Source organism: Pseudoduganella sp. R-43, assembly GCF_049913255.1.
Classification (GTDB): domain Bacteria; phylum Pseudomonadota; class Gammaproteobacteria; order Burkholderiales; family Burkholderiaceae_D; genus Rugamonas.
In genome coordinates this window covers 5,368,540-5,394,673 of the sequence record NZ_CP183988.1, presented here as the reverse complement: position 1 = coordinate 5,394,673, position 26,134 = coordinate 5,368,540, and the positions used below count along the sequence as shown (strand labels likewise).

Below are 26,134 nucleotides of genomic sequence, written 5' to 3'. Positions count from 1 at the left end.
CGTAGCACCCCGAAAAGGCCGGATTTCCGGCCTTTTTTGCATTAAGACGCGTCTAAGTTTGATGCCGCATATTAGAGCCGTTGAGAAAGCAATCTTCTTCAGGAGTTTAATCATGCGCAACGCCACCACCATGTTCCTTGCCCTGGCCACCGCCGGTGTTATCGGTGCCGGTGCAGCCATCGCTGTCCAGCAGAGCCAGGCCTTCGCTTCGCCGCAACCCGCCATCACCGCCACCGTCCCGGCCAATGCTGCCCAGGGCGCGCCGGCACCGGTGCCCGCGCCGATGATCTCGCTGCCTGACTTCAGCGTGATCGCGTCGCGCAATGGACCGGCCGTGGTGAATATCAGCACCACCGGCACCACCAAGGCGCAGTTCCGTGGCGACGACGATGCTGAAAACGATCCGTTCTACGAATTCTTCCGCCGCTTCCAGTCTCCCGGCCAGCGTGGCCGTGGCGGCGCGCCCAGCCCGACCCACGGCGTCGGTTCCGGTTTCATCGTCAGCGCCGACGGCATTATCCTGACCAATGCCCACGTGGTGCGCGACGCCAGCGAGGTGACGGTCAAGCTGACCGACCGCCGCGAATTCCGCGCCAAGGTACTGGGTTCCGACCCGAAAACCGACGTGGCCGTGCTGAAAATCGAGGCCAAGAACCTGCCGGTCGTGCCGCTGGGCCGCTCCACCGACGTGAAGGTGGGCGAGTGGGTGCTGGCGATCGGTTCCCCGTTCGGCCTGGAAAACACGGTGACCGCCGGCGTGGTGAGCGCCAAGGGCCGCTCCCTGCCGGACGACTCCAACGTGCCCTTCATCCAGACCGACGTAGCGATCAACCCTGGCAACTCGGGCGGCCCGCTGTTCAACACCAAGGGCGAAGTGATCGGCATTAACTCGCAGATCTACAGCCAGAGCGGCGGCTACCAGGGCCTGTCCTTCTCGATCCCGATCGACGTGGCGACCCGCGTGCGCGACCAGGTGGTCAAGACCGGCAAGGTGGTGCATGCGCGCCTGGGCGTGATGGTGCAGGAAGTGAACCAGGGCTTTGCCGATTCCTTCGACCTGGAGTCGCCGGAAGGCGCGCTGGTGTCGAACGTCGAGCGCGGCGGCCCGGCCGACAAGCTCGGCCTGAAGGCGGGCGACGTGATCCGCAAGATGAATGGCCAGAAGATTATCGCCTCGGGCGACCTGCCGGCGTTGGTGGGCCTGGCCATGCCAGGTGATAAAGTAGCGCTCGAGGTCTGGCGCCAGGGTAAGACCATCACGCTGGAAGGCAAGCTGGGCAATGCTTCCGAGCGTAATGTGGCGGCGGTGCAGAACGATGAAGCAGCCGCCAAGCTGCGTCTCGGCCTGTCGCTGCGCCAGCTCGACCCGCTGGAACGCCGTGAATCGGGCCTGGCATCGGGCCTGCTGATCGAGGATGCCGGCGGCGCGGCTGCCAGCGCCGGCGTGCAGCCGGGCGACGTGCTGCTGTCGGTGAATGGCCGTCCTGTCACTTCTGTCAACGATGTGCGCGACCTCGTGGCAAAATCGACGAAATCCGTAGCGCTGCTGATCCAGCGCGGCGAGGACCGCATCTTTATCCCGGTGCGCCTCGGCTAACAAAACAAGAAAGGTAAGACAATGCGCCTCCTTCTGGTAGAAGATGACACGATGATCGGCGAGGTAGTGCTCGACCTGCTCAGGGCAGAGCACTACGCCGTCGACTGGGTCAAGGATGGCGCCATGGCCGACACGGCCCTGCAAACCCAGACCTACGACCTGGTGCTGCTGGACCTGGGCCTGCCGAAGAAGGACGGGCTGGAAGTCCTGCGCTCGATGCGTGCGCGCAAGGAGCTGACGCCGGTGCTGGTGGCTACCGCGCGCGACGCGGTCGAGCAGCGCATTGCCGGCCTGGATGCCGGCGCCGACGACTATGTGCTCAAGCCTTACGACCTGGACGAGCTGCTGGCGCGTATCCGCGCCTTGCTGCGCCGCGCGGCCGGCCGGGCCGAACCGGTGTTCGAGCACAAGGGCGTGTCGATCAACCCGCAAACGCGCGAAGTGATTGCCAACGGCCAGCCGGTCAGCCTGTCGGCCCGCGAATGGGCGGTGCTGGAAGCGCTGATCGCGCGCCCCGGCATCGTGCTGTCGCGCGCCCAGCTGGAAGAAAAGCTGTACAGCTGGAAGGACGAAGTCAATTCCAATGCGGTTGAAGTGTATATCCACGGCTTGCGCAAGAAGCTCGGGTCGGAACTGATCCAGAACGTGCGCGGCCTCGGCTACATGGTGCCTAAAGCATGATGATGGCGGTCCCGAAGGTCAACGTCACGCACTCGCTGCGTGGGCGCCTGCTATGGTTCTTGCTGGCGGCGATCACCATGGCGGCCGTGGCGCAGGCGATGATCGCCTACAGCTCCGCGCTGAACGACGCCGACCAGATCTTCGACTACCACATGCAGCAGATGGCCATGTCGCTGCGCTCCAATGCGCCGATGGCGGCCACCGGCAACCGCGACCCCAACGATCCCGGCAACGACGAGATGGTGGTGCAGGTGTGGACGCCGGACGGCATCCAGGTATTCCGTTCGCTGTCGCGCGCCGAACTGCCGCAGCGCGCGGTGCTGGGCTTCTCCAATGTGCGCGCCAATGGCACGACTTACCGCGTGTTCTCGGCGCAGACCGCGACCCAGACCATCCAGATCGCCCAGGACCTGGCGGTGCGCAAGCGCATGGCGGGAACGCTGGCGCTGCGCACCGTGGGGCCGATCGCGCTGATGGCGCCGGTGCTGATGCTGGTGGTGTGGTGGGTGGTCTCCGGTTCGCTGGCGCCGGTGGCGCGCGTGCAGCGGCAACTGGCCTCGCGCAAGGCCGATGACCTGTCCGAAGTGTCCGATGCCGACCTTCCCGACGAGGTGCGGCCGCTGGTGCAGGAACTGAACCTGTTGTTCTCCCGCGTACAGACAGCCTTCGAAGCGCAGCAGAACTTCGTGGCCGACGCCGCGCACGAGCTGCGCACGCCGCTGGCCGCGCTCAAGCTGCAAATCCTCAGCCTGGCCCGCGCCGACTGCAGCGAAGCGCGCGACGTGGCGATCGGCCGCCTGTCCGCTGGCGTGGAACGGGCATCGCGCCTGGTCGAGCAATTGCTGGTGCTGGCGCGCACCGAAGCGGCCGACGCCAAGCTGGAGCCGGTCAGCCTGACCGACCTGGCCAAGCGCGCGGTGGGCGACATGGCTGGCGCGGCGCAAGCGCGCAATATCGACCTTGGGCTGGAGCAGGCCGACGAGGCGACGGTGCAAGGGCAGGGCGACGCGCTGGTGATCCTGCTGCGCAACCTGGTCGACAACGCGGTCAAGTACACGCCGGCCGGCGGCACGGTCGACGTCTCGGTACTGGGCGCGGGGGAAGCGGGCGGAGGCGGGCCGCGGCTGGTGGTGGAAGACAGCGGCCCCGGCATCGCAGCGGAAGAACGCGAGCGCGTGTTCAACCGCTTCTACCGCGTGCCGGGCAGCGAAGCGCAGGGCAGCGGACTTGGCCTGGCCATCATCCGCGCCATCGCCGAACGGCATGGTGCGAAGCTGGCGCTGGACGCCTCGGAGCGCCTTGGCGGCCTGAAAGTGACGGTGGAGTTTGCCCCGCGCTAGAATGTTGTTTTCGACAAGCGGAGCAGGGCATGCAGAAGATCGGTTTCTCGGGGACTCTGGACCCTATCACCAACGGCCATATGTGGGTCATTGGCGAAGCGCGTTCACTCGCGGAAGAAGTGGTCGTCTTCCTGTCCGAGAACTCCACCAAGGCGCCCAAATTCTCGGCCGACGAACGCAAGGCCATCGTGCTGGCCAGTTGCGCGGAGCGGGGCTGGGGCAATGTCAGCGTGCAGATCGTCAAGAGCGAATACACGGCGCGCGTGGCCAAGCGCAACGGCGTCGACTACCTGATCCGCGGCATTCGCAGCACCGCCGATTTCGATTACGAAAACCTGATCCAACAAACCAATGTGGAAGTGATCGGCGGCGCCAAGACGCTGTTCGTGATGCCGCCGCGCGACCTGGGTTCGGTGAGCTCCAGCTTCGTCAAGGCGCTGGAAGGCCCGGTGGGCTGGAACTGGACCATGAAGAAATTCGTCCCCGCGCCGGCGTACCAGGCCTGGATCCTGGCCTGGCTGCGCAAGGAGTGGGACAGCCTGTGGCGCGAGCGCCCCCATTCTGCCGACTGGTTTGACCGCGTGACCGGCGCGTCGGCCTACGGCGGCGCCGACCGCCATTACCACAACCTCGACCACCTGGTGCACGGCCTGGCGGAGATTCGCGCCTGGGCCGCCAATACCGGCGCGGCGCCAGCCGACGTGGCACTGGTCAAAGCCGCCTTCTGGTTCCACGACGCCGTGTATGCCCACGGCGCCGGCGACATCACGAATGAAGAAGCCAGCGCACGCCTGTGGCTGGGCAGCGGCCTGGAGCCGGACGCCGCGCGCGCCGACGAAGTGGCGACGCTGGTCCGTGCCACCGACCACTTCCAGGGCGGCGCGATTGCGCATCCGCTGAAAGACACCATGCTGTCGGTCGACCTGGCCATCCTCGGCCAGGAAGCCGAGGTGTACCAAGCCTATGCGCGCGGCATCCGCGCCGAATACGCCCATGTGCCGGAAGAACGCTACAACAGCCAGCGCGCGCAGATCCTCGCGCATTTGCGCGGCAAGGCAGAAGCAGGCACGCTGTTCGCCGATCCTTATTTCACGGATACCTACACTGGCGCGGCGATTGCGAACATGGGCGCCGAGCTGGCCCTAATTTCGAACAGGTAGGGAGGGCAAGGGGAGGGCGAGGTCGCGCCAGAAGCTCTCCACTTCCTCCAGCGCGGTCGCTTTCGCGCACTTTTCGGAAACGGCGCTGAGGATGAATTCTTCCGCCGACATATGCTCTATCGGCGCCCATTTGGCGATTGCAGAAATAACGTCGCCAGCCAGGTGGATCGTCATTGCAGCCATAGCACCTCCTCCGAGTGGAATGTGATTCCACATTGCATCAACTGACCGCGGCAGTCTTTGCGCTACATCAAACCATACGCAAGAGCCCGTGTCACACCTTGGGGTCACACCCCCAAGGTGACACGGGCTGGGCCGTAGTGACGCTTAGAACTTCACGTGCAGACGTGCGAAATACGCGACACCGTTCAGGCCGAACTGCACGCTCTCGTACTTGAAGCCGTTGTCGGTTTCGTTCGGATCTTGCGGCGTCGGGTGCACGTCGAAGATGTTGGCGGCGCCGAAACTGAGCTTGGCATTCTTGCTGAAGGCGTAGGTGAAGCCCAGGTCGGCCGAAGTCTTCGCTTCGTATTTCTGGTTCGGCACGCCGGCTGCGGTGCCGCTCCAGGTACCCAGGGTCTGCGGGCCGAAGTGGATGATCTTGAAGTTGGTCTCCAGCGCGCCGGTCACGTAGTCGAAGCCCAGGGTGGCCTTGCGGCGCGGGCCGCCCTGTTCCAGGAACAGGCGTTCGCGTTCGGACAGCAACACGTCTTCAAAGCCTTGCAGCGCGGCCGGGGCATGGATGTCGGTCACTTCGGTCTTGCTGATGTTGGCGGCCAGGAAGGTGGTCAGCTTGTTGCCGAACACAGTGCTCTTGTGCGATGCGGTCAGGTCCAGGCCCTGGGTCTTGGTGTCGATCGAGTTGACGAAGAATTGCGCGGCGCCCACGCCCATGGTCGCCAGCCTGTCCGCCAGGGCAGGGTAGTTCTCCTGGTTGAACTGGCCGGACAGCACGATGCGGTCCTTGATCTTGATGTGGTACAGGTCGGCGGTGACCGACAGGTCCGAGTTCGGCGTCCAGGTGGCGCCCAGGGTGAAGCTGCGCGATTTCTCTTCCTTCAGGGGATCGAGGCCGGCCACCTTGCCTACCGGACCCACGGCCGGCGTGATCGAGATATCGGTTGGCACGCCGCCCACGAAGTCGGTGTAGGTCGAAGAGAAGTAAGCCTGTTGCAGCGATGGTGCGCGGAAACCGGTCGATGCCGATGCACGCAGCAGCACCGGATCGGCGACGCGGTAGCTGCCGGCGATCTTGCCGGTGACGGTGGAGCCGAAGTCGCTGTACTTCTCCCAGCGCAGGGCGCCTTGCAGGCGGGCTTTCTGGGTCAGGTCCGCTTCCAGGTCGATGTAGGCGGCATTGCTATGGCGCTTGGCGTCGGTCGCGTCGCCAGGACGAAAGCCCGGGAAGCCCTGACTGCCGGCATTGCCGCCGATGCCCACGCCGTCGGCATCGATGTAGGAACCAGGTTCCCCGGCAAAGATCTTGTATTTCTCGGCGCGGTATTCGGCGCCGAACGCCACGTTCAGGCCTTCGCCAACCAGGCCTTCGAAGTAGCGATTCATGTCGAAATTGGTAGTCGACTGCTGGAAGGAGAAGCCGCCGGCATTGAGGGAGCTTGGGCTGATGCCCTGGCCGCCGTTCAGCAGGTCCAGGTTGGCGATGGAGGCGTTCAGCGTGTTGCTGATGTTGTACTTCAGGCGGTTGTAGCCGTAGGTTTGCGACAGGTCGGCATTCCAGTCGCCGACCTTCTGCTTGTAGCCGAAGATGGCGTAGCGGTCGTCCAGGTCGCCGTTGATGAACGGGACGAAGCCGTTCGGGTACATGGCGGCGGAGTTGCGGGTCGGGATGTCGTCGGTGCCGTTGCGCGCCCAGGCGCCGCTGGAAGCGTCGCGCTGCTGTACGCCGCCGGTGAAGTAGACGCGGCCAGGGCCGGCCGGGATTTCGCCGTTGACGTAGACGGTCTTGTTCTTGGACTTGGAATCGCCGATGGTACGCGGGTTGCCGTCCTCGGCGCGGTTGGAGCGGCCGCGGTCCAGGTATTCGCCGGTGATGCCGACGGTGCCGCCTGCCACGGCGAAGCCGCAGTAGGCCGATGCCAGCCAGTTCTTGCCGTCGCCGGCGCCGTACTGGCCGTAGCCGACCGCCGATTCGCAGCCCACGTTCTTTTTCAGTCCGATGTCCATCACGCCGGCAATCGCGTCGGAGCCGTATTGGGCAGCGGCGCCGTCGCGCAGCACTTGCACGTCCTTGATCGCCATCACGGGGATGGCGTTCATGTCGGTACCGGTGGCGCCGCGGTTGCGCGCGCCGAAGATGTTGACCAGGGAGGAGGTGTGGCGGCGCTTGCCGTTCACCAGCACCAGGGTCTGGTCCGAGCTCAGGCCGCGCAGCGCTGCGGAGTCCACCAGGTCGGCGCCGTCCGCGCCGGTCTGGCGGGTCGAATTGAACGATGGGGAAATGAAGGTCAGGGTCTGTGCCAGGTCGAACTGCGCGCCTTGCTCGGAAGCCTTGGTCAGGGAGATGACATCGACCGGCGCCACGGTATCGGTCAGGGAACTGGTCGCGCGGCGCGAACCGACCACATTGACCACGGTCATGTCGCCGGAATCGGCCCGGGTTTGTGCCGCCACAGGCAGGGCAGACAGGGCACTCGCACCATACAGGGCGGTCAGAACGGCTTTACGCAGAATCGAAGGACTTGACAATTTTTTGCTCCTGGGAAAAATTGCCTTTGATTCTAGCTGAACTTCATTTGTACAGCGTTCACAAATGACAAGTTTACGTTGCAACTACGCCACGGCTGCGGATCCTACGTAGTCCATAGCGCCGCCGGGAGGGACGGTGAGGGAAACGGCGGCGAGGCGGGTGGCACGGATGGCTGGAGTCAGTGTAGAATACTGTATGGATATACAGTCATCACGCGCCGGGCTGCCCGCCTATGCGGAGCTGTTTTGCCTGACAAATTTTTCATTCTTGCATGGCGCCTCCCATGCTGAAGAGCTGGTGGAGCGCGCGGTAAAACTCGGCTATGGCGCGCTGGCCATCACGGACGAATGTTCGCTGGCCGGCGTGGTACGCGCGCATGGCGAGGCCAAGCAGACCGGCCTGAAGCTGCTGATTGGCGCCCATTTCCACCTGACGCATGCCGATGGCAGTCGCGCGCTCTCCCTGCTGGCGCTGGCCACCAACCGCAATGGCTACGGCAATCTCTCGGAAATGATCACCCTTGGCCGCATGCGTGCCGACAAGGGGAGCTACGAACTGCATCCGGACGATTTCGCCAATCCGCCGCCGGAGCGCGAACATTTGCGCGGCCTGCCGGATTGCCTGCTGCTCCTGCTGCCGGAATACCCGGCCGAGGTGGAGCGCCTGCACCAGCAGGCTTCCTGGATGGCGGCCACTTTTGGCGAGCGCACCTGGCTCGCCACGACCATGTTGGGCCGCGCCTTCGACGAGGCGCACGGCGCGGCGATCGAGGAAGTCTCGCTGCAGCATGCCTTGCCGGTGGTCGCGGCCGGGCACGTGTGCATGCATGTGCGCTCGCGCAAGCCGTTGCACGACACCTTGACGGCGGTGCGGCTCGGCAAGCCGGTCAGCGAGTGCGGTTATGAACTGGGGCAGAACGCCGAGCAGCATCTGCGCTCGCGGCTGCGGCTGGCCAATGTCTATCCGGCGGAGGCGCTGGAGGAGACCATGCGCATTGCCGATATGTGCAAGTTCTCGCTGGAAGAGCTGCGCTACGAATATCCGAACGAGCTGATTCCGCCTGGCCATACGCCATCCAGCTTTCTGCGCCAGGAAACCTATATCGGCGCCCACTGCCGCTATCCGGCTGGCGTGCCGGCCAATGTGCAAAACCAGATCGAGGAAGAGCTGGCGCTGGCTGCGCAACTGAAGTACGAGTACTTTTTCCTCACGGTGTACGACATTGTGCGCTATGCGCGCTCACAGGAAATCCTGTGCCAGGGACGGGGCTCGGCTGCCAATTCGGCCGTCTGCTACTGCCTGGGAATTACCGAAGTCGACCCTGCGCTGGGCAACAGCGTGGTGGGGCGCTTCATGTCGATCGAGCGCGACGAGCCGCCCGACATCGACGTCGACTTCGAGCACCAGCGGCGGGAAGAGGTCATTCAGTACATCTACCGCAAATACGGCCGTCACCGCACTGCGCTGGCCGCGACAGTCATTTGCTATCGCACCAAGAGCGCGCTGCGCGACAGCGGCAAGGCGCTCGGCGTCGACCTGGAAATTGTCGAGAAGGTCGCCAAGTCGCACCGTTGGTTTGACCGCAAGCACGAGCTGATGGAGCGCTTTGCCGAATGCGGGCTGGATCCGGAATCGCCGGTGGCGCACCAATGGGCCCACCTGGCGCTGCAATTCCTCAGCTTCCCGCGTCACCTGTCGCAGCACGTCGGCGGCTTCGTCATCTCGCAGGACAAGCTGTCACGGCTGGTGCCGATCGAGAACGCGGCCATGGAAGAGCGTAGCGTGATCCAGTGGGACAAGGACGACCTGGAAGAACTGGGCCTGCTGAAAGTGGACGTGCTGGCACTGGGCATGCTGTCCGCGTTGCGCCGCGCCTTTGACCTGGTCAGTGCGCGCCGAGGTGAAATCTTCACCATGCAGGATGTGCCGCGCGAAGACCGCGCGACCTACGAGATGATCTGCCAGGCCGACACCATTGGCGTGTTCCAGATCGAATCGCGGGCGCAGATGAGCATGCTGCCGCGCCTGAAACCGCAAATGTTCTACGACCTGGTGATTGAAGTAGCCATCGTGCGACCCGGCCCGATCCAGGGCGGCATGGTGCACCCTTATCTGCAGCGGCGCATGGGCAAGGCAAAGGTTGATTACCCGCCGGGACTGGAGAAAGCGCTTGGCCGCACGCTGGGCGTTCCGATCTTCCAGGAGCAGGTGATGCAGGTGGTGATCGATGCCGCCGGTTTCACGCCAGGCGAAGCGGATCAGTTACGGCGCTCGATGGCCGCGTGGAAGCGCAAGGGCGGCCTGGAAAAATACCAGACGCGCATCGTGTCAGGCATGGTGGATCGTGGCTATGACGAAGCCTTTGCCCTGCAGATCTGCCAGCAGATTCAAGGCTTCGGCGAATACGGCTTCCCCGAATCGCACGCAGCCAGCTTTGCATGGCTGACGTATGTGAGCTCGTGGATCAAGTGCCACGAACCGGCCGCCTTCCTGTGTGCGCTGCTGAACAGCCAGCCGATGGGCTTTTATTCGCCTTCGCAACTGGTGCAGGATGCAAAGCGCCATGGCATTGAGGTGCGGCCGGTCGACATCACTTGCAGCGGGTGGGAATCTTCGCTGGAAGAGCAGGCAGGGGAGGCGCAGCCAGCGGTGCGGCTCGGCATGGCACTGCTGCGCGGCATGCGCGTCGAAGCCGCGCTGCGTATCGAAGAAACGCGCGCGATCAAGCCTTTTGCCAGCGTGACTGAACTGGCGCGGCGCGCCGACCTCAATCGCCACGACCTGCAAGTACTGGCCGGCGGCAATGCCTTGCGCTCGCTGGCCGGCAATCGCCGCCAGGCGCTGTGGGATGCGGCGGGCGCTGTGCCGGACAAGGATTTGCTGCGCCCGACCGAAGTGGAGGAGGAAACTCCGCAACTGGTGCCGCCAACCGAGGGCGAAGAAATCCTTGGCGACTACCGTTCGCAAGGCTTGACGCTGGGCCGCCATCCGCTGGCGCTGCTGCGCCCGGCGCTGCTGGCCAAGCGCTTCCTGCCGGCCGAGGTGCTGAACACCTTCAGCAACAACCAGCTGGCGCGCGGCGCCGGCATCGTCACTGGCCGCCAGCGGCCCGGTACTGCCAAGGGCGTGCTGTTCGTCACCATCGAAGACGAAACCGGCTACGTCAACGTGATTGTCTGGCCCGACCTGGTGGAAAAATACCGGCGCGAAGTGCTGGGCTCTTCGCTGCTTGGCGTATATGGCGTGTGGCAGCAGGAAGGCATCGTGCGCCACCTGGTTGCGCGGCGCCTGGTCGACTTGTCCCACCTGCTAGGCCGCCTTCCAACCGCCAGCCGCGACTTCCAGTGAGTTTTGATGACAATGTGCGTGGGCGGATGGTGATAAAATTTTTGCATGAATGGAAAATTGATATCACTTCTTGCTGTATGCCTGCTGGCAGCTTGCCAGCGAATTCCGGAAACCAAACCGGCTGCCCCGAAAGACCTGGCAGCGGCCGCTCCCAACGAAGAACAGGATCTTGAGAAAGCCTTGTCGCGTGCTGTGTTCGGCGATGCCGCGCTTGTCAACGGCCGCGAGATACTGGGCTTTAAAGACCTGGGGGGCGGCAAGGCGGCTTTGGTCATCAGCGAAATTCCTCCCGACAGTCCTGAACCGGGCATGCGCGATATGGCGCTGCAGGCGACCATCAGCGCCTACTTGCTGGACAAGCTCGATGGTAAATGGAGTGTCACCCGGCGCCACGAATCGCTCGCCGACATGGGCAGCAATGGTTTTGCCGGAGAACTGACTTGGGTGACGCTGGGGCCCGGCAAGCCTGGTTTTGCAATCGTCGGCCAAAGCGGCAATCGCGGCCAGTCCGTGAGTTCGCTGGCGCTGTTCGACTTGACAGCGAAAGACATGCGCACCCTGGCCAGCAAGCAAATCCTCGTCCACTCGGACAATGACGGCGACTGCGAAGGCGAACGCCCGCATTGCTGGAATATCAGCGGAGAATGGCGCCTGGTGCAGAAGCAGGGGCAGGCCTTTGCGGATCTGGAAATTGCCTTCACAGGCGTAGACGAACTACGTTCGGAAGAGGCCAGGCAAAAGGCCGACGCGCAGGCAAACGCTGCCGGAGCCGAGCCGTCTTATGAAGAATACATCGCCGCCCTCGGGCCGCGCGACCAGCGCAAGGTCAAATCAACTGCGCGCTATTCCCTGAGCGAGAAGGGCATGCTCCTCGCCAGCGGCGAAAATCCTGCGGAAGCATCTGATGTTGAATAAGCTGGCATTGTTCTGCGCAGCGCTGATTCTCGCTGCCTGCGCCAAAAAAGAGGCGCTCCAGGCGGCGCCCGAACCCGCGCCTGCACAGGCCTCTCAAGTGGTGGCGGAGGAGAAAAAGCCGGTCGACCCGAAAGTCCTGCGTATGATGGAATTGCTGCGCGTCGTATACGGCGGTCGGAACGAGCAAGTGGCTTATATGGAAGTCGATATGCCCGATCCTGAGCAGCGCAACGAAACGGGCAAGTACCTGCTGCAACCGGTCGCCATGCAGGAATTGCCGGAGGGGCGGGTAGTTGTCGTGGCAAATGCGGAATTGCTGGGCGATGATGGCGAGGTGATGACTGGTCACAGCTCGCCCGGTCTGCTCAGCGCCTACGTGTTGCGCAAAGATGGCGACAAGTGGCAGGTCGACGCGCGGCATGAAAACATTGCGGCGCTTGGTTCAAGCGGGCGCTTTGACGAAGTCCAGTGGGTAACCCTGGGCGTGGGGAAACCCGGATTTATCGTGATGCACGGCGGGGTATGGATGGGCAACGAGATCGGCTCCCTGTCCATTTTCGACTTGAGCGACGGCTCCATGCACGACCTCACCGACAATGGCGTATCAATGTTCTCCAACAATGACGGCGACTGCGGAGAGGACCGGACGCATTGCTGGTCGGTCGTCGGAAAATGGCAGTTCGAAAAGCGCGAAGGCTCGGCTTATGACGACCTGGTCGTGCGCTTTAGCGGACACGAGGAGGATAAGCCGGAAAACGCACCGGAAACTGCGGTGCGCAAGCGCAAGGACGTCACCGGAATGGCGCGCTACAAATTCGGTGACGGCCGCTACGTGCTGGTGGAAGGAGAGAACATTGTCCCGGGAGTTTGAGATTCGGCCAGCATTGGCCGATGATGCATCGGCGATCAGTGTGCTGATCCTGTCGCTGCAGCCCTACCTGACCATTGAAGCCGATGGCAGCGGGGCGGAAGAATTCCTGGTATCGCTGTCGCCGGATATCATCCGCCGCAACCTGCAAGACGAGAACTACCGCTACCAGCTGGCTTTCGACGGTGACGTGCTGGCCGGCGTGGTCGCTGTGCGCGATAACTCGCACCTGTTCAGCCTTTATGTAGGGGCGCCGTGGCACGGGCGGGGCGTGGGCAAGCGCCTGTGGGAGCTAGCGCGCGACGGTGCGCTGGCGCGCGGCAACCCTGGCAACTTCACCGTCAATTCCTCGACCTTTGCCGAAGCCATGTACCGCCACCTGGGCTTCACGGCTACCGGCCCGGTGGCGGAAATGCATGGCATCAGGTTTGTCCCGATGCGGCTGGAGCTTTAGCGGGAGCTCTGGTCCAGATGACTCGGGCCGCTGGTCGTGCTGCTGGTGCCGTAGAAGTTGTGCAGCTCAGTCGCCCAGGTCTGGTTGGCCATGTCCGGCCAATGGTTCTTATCGAAGCCGGGCGCCTGTTCGATGCGCTCCTTCTCGATATTCAGCGTCATGCGGTGGTTGGAGGTGTCGAGCGACAGCGCTTCGAACGGCACCGCAAACAGCTTTTCCCCGATGCCCAGCACGCCGCCGGACGCCATCACCACATAGGCGATATGCCCGGTTTGCATGTCGAGCATGATCTCCTTGACCGTGCCCAGGTGTTCATTCTGCAGGTTATGGACATGGTCGCCGATCAGGGTGTCCGCGCCCATCAGGCGGGGACCCGGACCCTGGTGGCCAGTGTCGACATAATTGCCATATTCGTCGCGATCCAGACTCATGGTGGCCTCCTGTTGAAATAAAGATATTGTTGCTTCCCGGTGGGGCCAGGGTCTGTTCGGTGCCGCACGCATTCGGGGTCAAAATAGGCTATAATTTCAATTTCCCGCTGCGCGCCTCCCCGGCGCCGATCTCGCAATGACCAAATTTGTCTTCGTCACTGGTGGCGTTGTGTCGTCCCTTGGTAAAGGGATTGCCGCCGCCTCCCTCGCCGCGATCCTCGAATCGCGTGGCCTCAAAGTCACCATGCTCAAGCTGGACCCGTACATCAACGTGGACCCAGGCACCATGAGCCCAATGCAGCACGGTGAAGTATTCGTTACCGATGATGGTGCTGAGACTGACCTGGACCTCGGTCACTACGAGCGTTTCATCTCGACTCGCATGCGCAAGGTGAACAACTTCACCACCGGCCAGATCTACGAATCGGTGATCCGCAAGGAACGCCGCGGCGAGTACCTGGGCAAGACCGTGCAGGTGATCCCGCACATCACCAATGAAATTCAGGATTACATCCGCCGTGGCGCGGAAGGCTACGATGTCGCCCTGTGCGAAATCGGCGGCACCGTCGGCGATATCGAATCGCTGCCATTCCTGGAAGCCGCCCGCCAGCTGTCGCTGCGCGCCGGCCGCAAGAATTCCGCTTTCGTTCACCTGACCCTGGTGCCGTACATCGCATCGGCAGGCGAACTGAAAACCAAGCCTACCCAGCACTCGGTACAGAAGCTGCGCGAAATCGGTATCTCTCCGAACGCGCTGCTGTGCCGCGCCGACCGCAAGATTCCGGAAGACGAAGTGGCGAAGATCTCGCTGTTCTCGAACATCGAAGAACGCGCCGTGATCTCGGTATGGGACGTGGACACCATCTACAAAGTGCCGCAGATGCTGCACGACCAGGGCCTGGATGCGATCATCTGCGAGGCGCTGGACCTGAACCCGGCGCCGGCCGACCTGTCCATGTGGGCAAAGCTGATCCACAACCTGGAAAATCCGAAGGCGGAAGTGTCGATCGGCATGGTGGGCAAGTACGTCGAACTGACCGAATCCTACAAGTCGCTGACCGAAGCGCTGCGCCACGCCGGCCTGCACACCGAGTCTCGCGTGAACATCGAGTACATCGACTCGGAAGAGATCGAGACCAAGGGCGTCGCCGAGCTGGCCAAGTTCGACGCGATCCTGGTGCCGGGCGGCTTCGGCAAGCGCGGCGTGGAAGGCAAGATCAAGGCGGCGCAGTTCGCCCGTGAATCCAAAGTGCCTTACCTGGGCATCTGCCTGGGCATGCAGGTAGCGCTGATCGAATACGCGCGCCATATGGCCGGCTTCACCAAAGCCAACTCCACCGAGTTCGAGCCGGACACCGAGCAGCCGCTGGTGGCCCTGATCGACGAATGGCAGAACGAAGACGGCAAGATCGAAAAGCGCGACGCCAATTCCGACCTGGGCGGCACCATGCGCCTGGGCGCGCAGACCTGCGAAGTGAAGCCGGGCACCCTGGCCTCCGAGATCTACGGCAGCGTGGTGACCGAGCGTCACCGTCACCGCTACGAAGCGAACAACCATTACCTGGCCCGTGTTGAAGAAGCCGGCCTGGTGGTGGCAGCGCGCACCCCGAACGAGAACCTGTGCGAGATCATGGAACTGCCGCGCACTGGTGCCAACGCCCACCCATGGTATATGGGCGTGCAGTACCACCCTGAATTCAAATCGACCCCGCGTGACGGCCACCCGCTGTTCACCTCCTTCATCAAGGCAGCCCTGGCGCATAAAGCCGCCGCAGGCAAGCCGGCCCTGAAGGCAGTCGAAACCAAGGAGAACGTCGCATGAAGCTGTGTGGATTCGATGTAGGCCTGGACAAACCATTCTTCCTGATCGCCGGCACCTGCGTGATCGAGTCGCGCCAGATGGCGTTCGACACCGCCGGCGCGCTGAAGGAAATGACTGCTGAACTGGGCATCCCGTTCATCTACAAGTCGTCCTTCGACAAGGCCAACCGCACCTCCGGTACCTCGTACCGCGGTCCGGGCATGGAAAAGGGGCTGGAAATCCTGGGCGACGTGAAGCGCGAGCTGGAAGTGCCGGTGTTGACCGACGTGCACACCGTGGAAGAAATCGCCGCCGTGTCGTCCGTGGTCGACGTGATCCAGACCCCGGCCTTCCTGTGCCGCCAGACCGACTTCATCACCGCCTGCGCCGAATCCGGCCTGCCGGTGAACATCAAGAAGGGCCAGTTCCTGTCGCCGCACGAAATGAAGAACGTGATCGACAAGGCACGCGCCGCCGCCAAGGCCAAGGGCCTGAATGAAGACAACTTCATGGCATGCGAGCGTGGCGCTTCCTTCGGCTACAACAACCTGGTGTCGGACATGCGTTCGCTGGCCATCATGCGCGAAACCGGCGCACCGGTGGTGTTCGACGCCACCCACTCGGTGCAGCTGCCGGGCGGCCAGGGCGGCTCGTCGGGCGGCATGCGCGACATGGTGCCTGTGCTGTCGCGCGCTGCCGTGGCAGTGGGCGTGGCCGGCCTGTTCATGGAAACCCACCCGGTTCCTGCACAAGCGCTGTCGGACGGCCCAAATGCCGTGCCGCTCGGCCGCATGAAAGAACTGCTGTCCGTTCTGATCGAACTGGATCGCGTCACCAAGAAGGCTGGCTTCCTCGAATCCAACTTCAACTAAGATTTGCCCGGAAAGGCCGCAACTTGTTGCGGCTTTTTTTTCGAAACCGGTAGACCGGTGTCTGACCCGCAGGGTCAGACACCATCAAATCCGCAGTCAGCGGCTACGACATGCAGGTGTCAGACCCCGTGGGTCTGACACCGGTTTACCGGTTCTAGTCCCGTCTGTTATTCTTGCAACAATTTTGCCCCCGATATTCGCTTTAACTTTGGAGAAAACACATGAGTGCAATCGTTGACATCATCGGCCGCGAAGTAATTGATTCGCGCGGCAATCCGACCGTGGAATGCGACGTCCTGCTGGAATCCGGCGTCATGGGCCGTGCCGCAGTGCCGTCCGGCGCATCCACCGGTTCGCGCGAAGCAATCGAATTGCGCGACGGCGATGCCAAGCGCTACTTCGGCAAGGGCGTGCTGAAAGCCTGCGAAAACATCAATACCGAGATCTCGGAAGCCATCATGGGCCTGGACGCCAATGAGCAGGCTTTCCTGGACCGCACCCTGATCGAACTGGACGGCACCGAGAACAAGTCCCGCCTGGGCGCAAACGCCATGCTGGCAGTGTCGATGGCTGTCGCCAAGGCCGCAGCCGAAGAAGCCGGCCTGCCGCTGTACCGCTACTTCGGCGGCTCGGGCGCAATGCAGATGCCAGTGCCGATGATGAACGTGATCAACGGCGGCGCGCACGCCGACAACAACCTGGACATCCAGGAATTCATGATCATCCCGGTGGGCGCTCCATCCTTCAAGGAAGCCGTGCGTTACGGCGCCGAAGTGTTCCACACCCTGAAGAAGATCCTCCATAAGAACGGCATGAACACCGCCGTAGGCGACGAAGGCGGCTTCGCTCCTTCGCTGGCTTCGCACGAAGAAGCGATCAAGCTGATCATGCAAGCGATCGAAGAAGCCGGCTACGAAGCAGGGACCCAGATCGCCATCGGCCTGGATTGCGCTGCGTCCGAGTTCTACAAGGACGGCAAGTACCACCTGGAAGGCGAAGGCATGGTGCTGTCGGCTGAAGAGTTCACCAACCTGCTGGCCACCTGGTGCGACAAGTACCCGATCATCTCGATCGAAGACGCGATGCACGAAGGCGACTGGGCCGGCTGGGCACACCTGACCCAGGCCCTGGGCAAGAAAGTGCAGCTGGTAGGCGACGACCTGTTCGTCACCAACACCAAGATCCTGAAAGAAGGCATCCAGAAGGACATCGCCAACTCGATCCTGATCAAGATCAACCAGATCGGCACCCTGACTGAAACCTTCGCCGCCATTGAAATGGCCAAGCGCGCCGGCTACACCGCCGTGATCTCGCACCGTTCCGGCGAAACCGAAGATTCGACCATCGCCGATATCGCTGTCGGCACCAACGCGCTGCAGATCAAGACTGGCTCCATGTCCCGTTCGGACCGCATGGCCAAGTACAACCAGCTGCTGCGCATTGAAGAAGACCTGGGCGATATCGCTTCCTACCCAGGCCGCGATGCGTTCTATAATCTGAAGTAATTGCAATCCCACCGGCCGGGACTCCCCGGCCGGTTCAGTTTTGACCCAATGCGCCTGATTTCTGTAGCCCTTGCCCTGTTGCTCTTGCTGATCCAATACCCGCTTTGGCTGGGGAAGGGCGGCTGGCTACGCGTGGCGGAGCTGGAGAAAGAGGTCGCGGTGGCGCAGGAAAAAAACGAAGGCCTGCGTCAGCGTAATGCCAAGCTGGCCTCTGAAGTGAACGACCTGAAGGACGGCACCGGCGCCGTCGAAGAACGTGCCCGCTTCGAGCTAAGCATGATCAAGCAGAACGAAATCTACGTTCAGATCCTGGGCAAGGACCAGGCCAGGCCGGCCCCCGCCGATTCGAAGCCTTAACCGCCGGTTCCGCCACATCCATTCTCAGGGATCGCTGTGAGTTAGCAGCTTGGTCCGGCTGACTCGCCTTCAAGCTGATGGCTTTGGTACAAAATCTTGCCTACTCCAAGTAGTGGCTCATGTCGAGCTTCTATCTCAGACGCAGCTCGCTTCATCATCGTCCACCAATCTAATCCAGAATAATAGGGCGAAGACTGTCGTTCAATAGATACGCCCCCGTTGCTCTGCTTCCACTCTTCCAAGTGCAACGTACTTAAGACCGGAAAGATAGCACCGTCTTCCGGAAGCGCCAGTTGTGTGACTTTGCCATCTATCGCTCCAATGCGACAGAGGATCGCCGCATACAGGACCTCTTCAATCCCACTACATGCCAGATACAGCCTTTCTATCTGCCCAAGCGCTGACGAATTGGAAAACAGACTCTCTTCCGGGGTCGGAAACCACATCGCATACTCACCAGCGAGAACGCGACCTTCGTCATTACTGAAAGGTAGAGAACTGCTCAGCCCTTCATTCGTTCTTGGCTCGGCTTTCGACTGCTTTTGAACCTTTTTTTCATCCGTTCGAACATAAAATACTTCCAGTTAGGTTTAACGATCTCGATATCTCAACTCTCAGTGTACTCAGCTCGCGGCGCTGGCAGTATTGAAGTCTTTGATGAGATCTCGTAGTTCGGACCATGTTTCGTCTTTGTAGAATTTGATCTCTATCGGGAAACGCGCTTCGCCGGCAACGTGGCCATTGAGTTCGGCAAGGAATTTGTCACGGTCTGCGATGTAGTACACAAATTCCCTCACCCCAGCACCGACCCGGCGATAGCTTTCAACACAAAAATGCGGACGCTCGATACGTCCAAGTGCCGACTCAAGCATCATCATTCGTTTGTTCTCCTCCGCCGGAGGCATGCCATTGTTTTCGCATCCGTTATATTCCCAACGTACGACGGTCAGCCAGGGGATAGCGCGACGCGTCTCCTCCGCTGGCATGTCTGGACCGTATGCCCAAATAATTGGAAGGCCGTCCTTCCACGTTTCCACAAGGCGTCCGCGTGATTCCAAGATTTTGGGCATCGCTTGAAACAATACTTAATTGGATGGATTTAGAGATTTCAGGTATTGGTCAGCAATTGAGAGCCCAATACCTGATCTCAACGTTTGGTTTGCTCGATCCACGCGTTGACGCGTTTCTCCAGCAGGGGCAACGGCAAGGTGCCTTCGCCCAAGACGACTGCGTGGAAAGCCGGGTAGCTGAATTTGGCGCCCAATTCATGTTGCGCCTTGTCGCGCAGTTCCAGGATTTTCAGCGAACCAATCTTGTAGCTCAGGGCTTGCGCTGGCCAGACCATATAACGCTCGATCTGGTTTTTGGCGCGGGTTTCGGAGACGCCCTGTTTCTCCACCATGTAGGCGATGGCTTTTTCGCGGCTCCAGCCCAGGGAGTGCATGCCAGTGTCGACCACCAGGCGCACTGCGCGCAGCATTTCGGCGTTCAGGTGGCCGTAGTACCAGACCGGGTCTTCGTACAGGCCGAAGTCCTTGCCCAGGGTTTCCGAGTACAGGGCCCAGCCTTCGGTGTAGGCGGCGTTGTTCTGGTTCTCGGTGCTGAACATGCGGAAGTCGGGCAGCGGCATTTCCTTCAACAGGGCGGCGTGGAAGTGGTGGCCCGGCACGCCTTCGTGGAGCAGCAGGCTGGCCATGCCGGTGCGGCTGTAGTCTTTCGGGTCGTTGACCACGGCCCAGAATACGCCAGGGTGCGAGCCGTCGGCCGCAGGCGGGGTGTAATGGTCGGAGGCCGTAGCGCGCGTCAGTTCGGGCTCCAGGTCGACAACCAGCTTTGATTTCGGCACCAGGGTGAAATAAGCAGGCAGCTTGGTTTGCACCGTGTCGTAGATCTTGCGGTACTCGGCCAGTACTTCCGCTTCGGTGGTGAAGGGCTTGAACTGTTTCTGGTCGCGCACCCATTGCGGGAAGGCTTGCGCAGGGCCGTCGTAACCGAGCTTGCCCATCAGGGTTTGCATTTGTGCGCTGATGCGGGCGACTTCTTTCAGGCCGAGGTCGTGGACTTCTTGCGGGGTGAGCGGCAGGGTGGTGCTGTCGTTGATACGGGCCTTGTACCATGCAGCGCCGTTCGGCAGGGCGCTCCAGCCGGTACTGTCACGGCTGGCAGGCAGGTATTCCGATTCCAAGAATTTTACCAGGCGTTCCAGCGCTGGGTTCAGCTTTTCCACGGCGGCGCGGTAGTCGCGCGTGAGGCGTTCCTTGTCGGCGGCGCTGAACTCAGCGGGCATGCGCTTGATCGGCGAGTAGTACACGCTGGCTTCCGCGGTTGCGCTGCGCAGGGCGGCCATTTGCGGCAGCATCGCTTGCGTGATCGGCTTAGGCTGCACGATGCCCTGCTTGATGCCTTCACGCATATTGGCGATGGCCTGGTCGATCCACGGTGCCAGTTGGCGTACGCGGCTCAGGTAGTCCTGGTACTGCTTGACGGTGCCCAGCGGCTGCGAACCGGTGCCGCCGGCGTAATTCGCCAGGGTGCTGGGGATGTTGTCGAAGTGGTTCAGCGGCAGCAGGTGTTCAGGGAACGGCGCCAGGGCCAGCGCGGCATCGAGTTCGTAAGCCAGCAGGTCCAGTGTCATCTGCTCCTGGCTGGCCAGTTGCGCGCGTGGGATTTTCGCGAGGCGCTTTTGCATCTGGCGATAAGTGGCGAACTGCTTGGCGCGAACGGAAGGCGAGATCGCCATGCCGATCTGGTCGTTGTAGCGCGGGTCGCCGTTGGCGGTTGCAAACAGCAGCGGGTCGAAGTGGGCGCGGGCGACGTGGAAGTCATTGGCCAGTTGCGCCAGTTGGTGGCTGGCTTGGCCGGCTTGCTGTTTGGCGGCCGGTGCTGCCAGGGCCGGGGTGAAAGCGAGAGGAGAGGCCAGCAGGCTGGCGGCAAGAACTGCGGTCGAAAGACGGATAGGCAGCATTGGATTCCCTGGGCAAAAACAGAAGGCGCTCAGGATACTCCAAAATTCCGCCCCTGGCGGAACGGCTCTTGCGAATGAGAATTATTCTCATTAAAATACAGGTTCCCCGTGCCAGCCTTGAGCCAGCATTTGACTGACTCACGACTGGAACATCATGAATGCATCCGTATTGCGGCCACAGCGCCTTGCGCTGTTGCTCGCTGCTGCCTTGGGCGCGCACGCCCAGGCACAAGAGACGACCCGCCTCGGCGAAATCCTCGTCACCGCCAAGCCTGAAGAAACCAAGACCATCGACGCGCGCGAACTGGATAAACGCGGCGTGACCGACATGTCGCAGATTGCCCGCTACGAAACGCTGGTCACCGTGCCGGCTGCCTTGAGCGGTGGGGCGAATATCTGGGACGGCGCCGGCAATACCGGCTTCAATATCCGTGGCGTGGAAGGCAACCGCATTGGCCTCGACCTCGATGGCATCGCCCTGCCTGATGCCGCGCCGCGGCCGGACAGTTCGACGCTGAACAGCTTCGGCGTGGGACGTGATTACTTTGACCCAGAGACTTTTCGCGAAGTGCGGATTGGCGCAGGCAGCACGTCGGCCGATAGCGGCAGCGAGGGCCTGGGCGGCAAGGTATCGTTCGTGACCAAGTCGCCGTCGGATTACGTCAGCGCCGACAAGCCGGCGTACGCGGAATACAAGGCTGGCTACCATGGCGCCAACAATGCGCGCCTTCATGCGCTGACCGGTGCGGGGCAATTTGGCGACTTGCAGGCACTGGCTGTGGCCGTGCACCGCAGCGGCGAACAGACAGAAAGCGAAGGCAGTGTGGCGCCCAATCCGGACGACTGGAATTCGGACGCGCTGCTGGCGAAGCTGGCGTGGCGCCTGGCACCGGGCCAGAAGCTGGGTTTCACCTTTGACGGCTTCCGCGCCGAACATGATCGAGCGTTCGACAACAAGCTGGGCGCCTCTTATCCGCAAGGCGCCATGCAATCGTCCCGCACGCGCCGCAATCGCATCAGCGTGGAGCATGAACTGGCAGTAGGCCCGTGGCTGGTGGAGAGCCGTGCCTACGTGCAGGATGCCCGGGTGGAGGATCACACCAATGCGGCCTACGTCGTTGGCTCTCAACGCTACGCGCGCAGCATTGACACCGCATTCCTCAATAAGAGCAAAGGGCTGGCGGCCAACGCCACGCGACAGTTCGGCAGCGACAGCCTTGCGTTTGGTGCGACAGTGGAGGACCAGGAATCGCGCCGCCCCTGGCGCGAGGACCGCGTGGTGCTTGCGACCGGCGCGCATCAGGTCACCAACAAGAACCGCATGGCGGACATGGACACCTTGAAGCTGTCGGCCTTCGTGCGCGGCGAATACGTGTTCCCCCTGGGTGGCCTGCGTGCCACACTGACGCCGGGCTTGCGCGCGGAATACCGCAAGCTCGAGCCGAAGAACCTTCAGAGCTATGTGATCGCAGTACCGGGTGCGGCGAAGGAGATCAAGGAGGACAGCGACAGCTACCTGTCGCCGAGCCTCGGCCTGACGGTAGCGGTGACGCCTGACTTCGACGTGTACGGCAAATTCACGCGTGGCTATCGCATGCCGACCGCCGCGGAACGCACCGGCACCTATGACTCGTTCAGCTACACCGGTGCCGGCAATGGCTACGCGACACTGGGCAACCCGAACCTGGGCAAGGAAAGCAGCAATGCCTTCGAACTTGGCATGCGCGGCCGGGCGGCAGGCTGGCTGACCGTGAGCGCATCGACTTTTTACAACCGCTACAAGGACTTCATCGAGTACGTGGCCCAGCCGGCCGATCCGATCAATTTCCCGACCATCACTTTTGGCCTGTTCCGGCCGGAGAATATCGGCAATGCGCGCAGTTGGGGTGGCGAGCTCTCTGCGGTCGCGGAGCTCGGCAAGCTGACGCCCGCGCTGCAAGGCTTCAGCGCCTCGCTGGCGTCCGGCGCATCGCGCGGCTCGCTGGAGAACCAGCGCACCGGCAAGAAGGCCGGCATGAACTCGATCCAGCCCTACAAAACCACGGCCAGTCTGGCATGGGATGACCCGCAGAAGCGCGGCGGCGCGTCGCTGACGGCCTTCCACACGCGTGGCAAGCAGGCGGAGACCGAGGTGGCCGCAGCGCAGTCGCAGCCGGCAGCTTATTTCGCTGTCCCTGCTGCAACGGTGGTCGACCTGGCCGGCTACTGGAAGCTTGGCAAACATGCGGAACTAAACGCCGGCATCTACAACCTGGGCGACAAGAAGTACTGGGACTACGCAGCCGTACGCACGCTGGCTGCCGGCACCACGGCAGCCACGCAGGCCGAGATCGAACGACAGGCGCGCCCTGGCCGTCACGTAGCCGTCAATTTCAAACTGATGTACTGATAAGGAGAAGAACATGAAGACGAAGAAGATATACGCTCTGCTGGTGTTGACCGGCCTCATCGCAATTGCTGCCGGGACTGTAAGCGCGGCGTCACTGGCCGATCGCTGGACCACGCTGCGTGCCGAGCAGCCCAAGCTGCAGATCCGCGACGCGGCGCGCACGCTGGGGACTTCCGAAGCGGAGCTGCTGGCGACTGGCATCGGCAAGACCGTGACGCGACTGTCGGATGCGGACCACGCGGTGAACGACATCATGATCCGCGCGCTGGACCTTGGCACCGTTCTGGCTCTGACCCGCAATGAGAACGGCGTGCTGGAACGCACCGGCGTCGCGACCAAGGCCAAGCCGGAATCGTTCAGCGACAAGGAGCGCTTCCGCGCAGTGGCCGGCGGCTACCTGGGCGGTGAGATCGACATGCGCTTCCATTTCGCGAACTGGAAGCATGCATTCGCGGTGGTGCAGCCGGGGCGCGATGGTACGACCAGCCGCAGCCTGCAGTTCTTTGATGCGCAGGGCAATGCGGCGCACAAGGTCTACGTAAAGAGCGAGGCCGGCGTGGCGGTGTTCGACAAGATTGTGGCGGACTTCAGGCATCCGCAGCAGACGGGGGAGCTGAAGATTGTTGCTGCTGCGCCGAAGGCGGCGGAATTGGCTGATAGCGCGGTAGACGTGAAGGAATTCCAGCTCGCATGGAAGGAAATGACCGATGTTCACCAGTTCAACCGCATCGTCAGCGAGTTCAAAATGAGCCGTGAGCAGGCATTGCGACTGGCGCCGGAAGGCTTGGCTCAGAAGATTGGCCCGCAGGCTTTACGCAAGCTGCTGGACGAATCAGCGAAGCAGCAGCTGCCGATCATGGCTTTCCTGGGGAATGGCGCGGCGACACAGATTTACAGCGGCAAGATCAGCAAGACAGCTGCGAGCGGTGACTGGTATAACGTGCTCGATCCGGAGTTCAACCTGCACATTCGCGAGACTGCGCTCAAGAGCGGGTACGTGGTGCAGCGGGCGGGCGTGACGTCGGTCGAGTTCTTCGACAAGGACGGGGAGCTGGTGGTGACGTTCTTCGGGGTTCGCGAGCGCGCCAAGCCGCAGCCGCAAGCGTGGGTGGATTTGACGCGGGCGCTCTAAGTGTCCGACCCGCGGGGGCAGACACTGGAACGCGGCGGCCACGGGCCTGGTGTCTGACCCTGCGGGTCAGACACCGCTTCACCGGTTTAGTGCTTGGCTTCCGAGCCGTGGATCAGGGCTTCGGCGGGGGCGTCGGTGACGAAGAGCTGGGCGCAGTCGACGGCGTCGTACTCGTAGTGCTTGCCGCAGAAGTCGCAGTTGATACCCAGCTTGCCTTGCTCGGACAGGGCGTCTTCCACTTCCTGCTGGCCCAGCATCTTCAGCATATTGCCGACCTTTTCACGGGTGCAGGAGCAGTGGAATTGCGGATGCAACGGCTCGAACACGCGCAGGGTCTCTTCCCAGAACAGGCGCTTCTGCAGTACATCGATGCCGTGCTCCAGCATCTCCGCTTCCTTCAGCGTGTCGCCCAGCATCACCACGCGGTTCCAGGTTTCCTGAGATACTTCGGCGGCGTGCGCGGTGGCTTCGGCTTTGCCGCCATGCAGCGGCAGCTTTTGCAGCAGCAGGCCGCGCGAAACCTGGTCGTCGGCCGCCAGCCACAGCTTGGTGTCGAGCTGCTCGGAACGCAGCATGTAATGTTCGATCACGGTTGCCACGTCGTCGCCGTCCAGCGGCACGATGCCCTGGTATGGCTGCTGGCCTGGCACTTTCTCGGCTGGGTCCAGTGTGATCACGAAGCGGCCGTGGCCCTGGGCATTAACCAGCGCCTGCAGGCCGGCATCTTCCGCAATCGCGAATTCGGCATTCATCTTGGCGGTGGCGCGCATGCGCAGGTCGGAATCGCATTCCACCACCAGCAGGCGTACCGGGCCATCGCCGTGCAGTTGCATGATCAGCGAGCCGTTGAACTTGAGGTTGGCCGACAGCAGGGCGGCCGCCGACACCATTTGCCCCAGCAGGCGCTTGACCGCGACCGGGTAGTGGTGGCGGGCGACGATTTCGCGCCAGGTGGCGGAGATATCGACCAGCTCACCGCGCACGGCGGCGTCTTCAAAAACAAACTTCTGCAGGGTATCGGGGGTGTTCGTCATTGTTTTTATCCAATCTTTTTCAGTTGCGACTTGAACAGCTGGCCACGTTTGACATAGCTGTCGGCGCTGCCGATCAGGCGCGCCACGTCTTCCTCTGTCAGCTGGCGCACCACCTTGGCGGGAGCGCCCACGATCAGCGAGTTGTCGGGAAATTCCTTGCCCTCGGTGACCAGGGCGCCGGCGCCGACCAGGCAACCCTTGCCGATCCTTGCGCCGTTCAGTATTACCGCCTGGATGCCGATCAGCGATCCGTCGCCGATGGTGCAGCCATGCAGCATGGCCTGGTGGCCGATGGTCACATCCTTGCCCACCGTGAGCGGGTAGCCCATGTCGGTGTGCATCACCGTACCTTCCTGCACATTACTGTTTTCACCGATTGTGATGCGCTCGTTATCGCCGCGGATGGTTGCGCCGAACCAGACGGAGCTGTTCGCGTGCAAGGTCACCTTGCCGATCAAGGTCGCATTCTCCGCCACGAAAGCGGAAGCATCAATCTCTGGCGCATGTTCGCCAAGCTGGTAAATTGTCATGGATGGTCCGGTAGGAGGGAAGTGGCGCTATTGTACGCCAAGCAGATT

At 62.3% G+C, this 26,134-nt stretch carries 21 protein-coding genes; 14 read left to right on the top strand and 7 right to left on the bottom strand.

The window, feature by feature from the left end; genetic code table 11:
- Positions 1-112: 112 nt before the first annotated feature.
- From ACN9M3_RS24540 to coaD, 4 genes are read left to right on the top strand one after another with little or no spacing between them, the layout of a single operon-like run.
- Positions 113-1,597, top strand: a complete 1,485-nt coding sequence (locus ACN9M3_RS24540; RefSeq protein WP_426163577.1) for a DegQ family serine endoprotease — start codon at positions 113-115, stop codon at positions 1,595-1,597.
- Between the two features lie 21 nt (positions 1,598-1,618).
- A complete protein-coding gene (locus ACN9M3_RS24535) occupies positions 1,619-2,278 on the top strand; it encodes a response regulator (protein WP_057261227.1) in 660 nt (219 codons plus the stop codon).
- Entirely contained in the window at positions 2,278-3,618 is a 1,341-nt protein-coding gene (locus ACN9M3_RS24530; protein WP_426172288.1) for an ATP-binding protein, read from the top strand. The genes ACN9M3_RS24535 and ACN9M3_RS24530 overlap by 1 nt, the downstream gene beginning before the upstream one ends.
- Before the next feature lie 29 nt (positions 3,619-3,647).
- Positions 3,648-4,778 carry a pantetheine-phosphate adenylyltransferase gene (coaD, locus tag ACN9M3_RS24525; RefSeq protein WP_426163573.1) on the top strand — a complete coding sequence of 377 codons (1,131 nt, stop codon included), beginning with the start codon at positions 3,648-3,650 and terminating at the stop codon, positions 4,776-4,778.
- Here the strand turns inward: coaD and ACN9M3_RS24520 are convergent.
- A complete protein-coding gene (locus tag ACN9M3_RS24520; RefSeq protein WP_426163571.1) occupies positions 4,761-4,961 on the bottom strand; it encodes a hypothetical protein in 201 nt (66 codons plus the stop codon). The genes coaD and ACN9M3_RS24520 overlap by 18 nt on opposite strands.
- Positions 4,962-5,105: 144 nt before the next feature.
- Positions 5,106-7,484 (bottom strand): TonB-dependent receptor plug domain-containing protein, encoded by a 2,379-nt coding sequence (locus tag ACN9M3_RS24515; RefSeq protein WP_426318909.1) that lies wholly within the window; start codon positions 7,482-7,484, stop codon positions 5,106-5,108.
- 196 nt (positions 7,485-7,680) lie between these two features.
- On the opposite strand from ACN9M3_RS24515, the gene ACN9M3_RS24510 reads away from it, so the two are divergent.
- Genes ACN9M3_RS24510 through ACN9M3_RS24495 form a run of 4 tightly spaced genes read left to right on the top strand, consistent with a single transcriptional unit; the run spans position 7,681 to position 13,070 of the window.
- Positions 7,681-10,833, top strand: a complete 3,153-nt coding sequence (locus ACN9M3_RS24510; RefSeq protein WP_426318907.1) for an error-prone DNA polymerase — start codon at positions 7,681-7,683, stop codon at positions 10,831-10,833.
- 45 nt (positions 10,834-10,878) lie between these two features.
- Complete coding sequence (locus tag ACN9M3_RS24505) at positions 10,879-11,748, top strand: hypothetical protein (protein WP_426318906.1); 870 nt, start codon at positions 10,879-10,881, stop codon at positions 11,746-11,748.
- Positions 11,738-12,619, top strand: a complete 882-nt coding sequence (locus ACN9M3_RS24500; protein WP_426163562.1) for a hypothetical protein — start codon at positions 11,738-11,740, stop codon at positions 12,617-12,619. Before ACN9M3_RS24505 ends, ACN9M3_RS24500 begins: the two co-directional genes overlap by 11 nt.
- Positions 12,603-13,070, top strand: a complete 468-nt coding sequence (locus ACN9M3_RS24495; protein ID WP_426163560.1) for a GNAT family N-acetyltransferase — start codon at positions 12,603-12,605, stop codon at positions 13,068-13,070. Before ACN9M3_RS24500 ends, ACN9M3_RS24495 begins: the two co-directional genes overlap by 17 nt.
- On the opposite strand, the gene ACN9M3_RS24490 is transcribed toward ACN9M3_RS24495, so the two are convergent.
- Positions 13,067-13,501: a PRC-barrel domain-containing protein gene (locus ACN9M3_RS24490; RefSeq protein ID WP_426163558.1), complete on the bottom strand. Its 435-nt coding sequence runs from the start codon at positions 13,499-13,501 to the stop codon at positions 13,067-13,069. The genes ACN9M3_RS24495 and ACN9M3_RS24490 overlap by 4 nt on opposite strands.
- A gap of 136 nt (positions 13,502-13,637) precedes the next feature.
- Here ACN9M3_RS24490 and ACN9M3_RS24485 point away from each other — a divergent pair, with 136 nt between their 5' ends.
- From ACN9M3_RS24485 to ftsB, 4 genes are all read left to right on the top strand, one after another.
- On the top strand, positions 13,638-15,323 hold the full coding sequence (locus tag ACN9M3_RS24485) for a CTP synthase (RefSeq protein ID WP_426318905.1): 1,686 nt from the start codon (positions 13,638-13,640) through the stop codon (positions 15,321-15,323).
- The gene (gene kdsA / locus ACN9M3_RS24480; RefSeq protein WP_426163554.1) at positions 15,320-16,174 is read left to right on the top strand and encodes a 3-deoxy-8-phosphooctulonate synthase; all 855 of its coding nucleotides are present in this window, start codon (positions 15,320-15,322) and stop codon (positions 16,172-16,174) included. The genes ACN9M3_RS24485 and kdsA overlap by 4 nt, the downstream gene beginning before the upstream one ends.
- A gap of 221 nt (positions 16,175-16,395) precedes the next feature.
- Positions 16,396-17,679, top strand: coding sequence for a phosphopyruvate hydratase (gene eno / locus ACN9M3_RS24475; RefSeq protein WP_426163552.1), 1,284 nt, complete (start codon positions 16,396-16,398; stop codon positions 17,677-17,679).
- 48 nt (positions 17,680-17,727) lie between these two features.
- The gene (gene ftsB, locus ACN9M3_RS24470; RefSeq protein ID WP_426163550.1) at positions 17,728-18,036 is read left to right on the top strand and encodes a cell division protein FtsB; all 309 of its coding nucleotides are present in this window, start codon (positions 17,728-17,730) and stop codon (positions 18,034-18,036) included.
- Between the two features lie 623 nt (positions 18,037-18,659).
- Here the strand turns inward: ftsB and ACN9M3_RS24465 are convergent.
- Both ACN9M3_RS24465 and ACN9M3_RS24460 read right to left on the bottom strand, forming a co-directional pair.
- Positions 18,660-19,022: a DUF695 domain-containing protein gene (locus ACN9M3_RS24465; RefSeq protein ID WP_426172287.1), complete on the bottom strand. Its 363-nt coding sequence runs from the start codon at positions 19,020-19,022 to the stop codon at positions 18,660-18,662.
- Between the two features lie 161 nt (positions 19,023-19,183).
- Complete coding sequence (locus tag ACN9M3_RS24460; protein WP_426318903.1) at positions 19,184-21,001, bottom strand: DUF885 domain-containing protein; 1,818 nt, start codon at positions 20,999-21,001, stop codon at positions 19,184-19,186.
- 154 nt (positions 21,002-21,155) lie between these two features.
- Between ACN9M3_RS24460 and ACN9M3_RS24455 the strand changes: the two genes are divergently transcribed.
- Together ACN9M3_RS24455 and ACN9M3_RS24450 are read left to right on the top strand one after the other, a co-directional pair.
- Positions 21,156-23,390 carry a TonB-dependent receptor domain-containing protein gene (locus tag ACN9M3_RS24455; RefSeq protein WP_426318902.1) on the top strand — a complete coding sequence of 745 codons (2,235 nt, stop codon included), beginning with the start codon at positions 21,156-21,158 and terminating at the stop codon, positions 23,388-23,390.
- Between the two features lie 13 nt (positions 23,391-23,403).
- Positions 23,404-24,522: a hemin-degrading factor gene (locus tag ACN9M3_RS24450; RefSeq protein ID WP_426163544.1), complete on the top strand. Its 1,119-nt coding sequence runs from the start codon at positions 23,404-23,406 to the stop codon at positions 24,520-24,522.
- A gap of 86 nt (positions 24,523-24,608) precedes the next feature.
- On the opposite strand, the gene hslO is transcribed toward ACN9M3_RS24450, so the two are convergent.
- Both hslO and ACN9M3_RS24440 read right to left on the bottom strand, forming a co-directional pair.
- Complete coding sequence (hslO, locus tag ACN9M3_RS24445) at positions 24,609-25,556, bottom strand: Hsp33 family molecular chaperone HslO (RefSeq protein ID WP_426163542.1); 948 nt, start codon at positions 25,554-25,556, stop codon at positions 24,609-24,611.
- Positions 25,557-25,561: 5 nt separating this feature from the next.
- The gene (locus ACN9M3_RS24440) at positions 25,562-26,086 is read right to left on the bottom strand and encodes a gamma carbonic anhydrase family protein (protein WP_426163540.1); all 525 of its coding nucleotides are present in this window, start codon (positions 26,084-26,086) and stop codon (positions 25,562-25,564) included.
- Positions 26,087-26,134 lie beyond the last annotated feature (48 nt).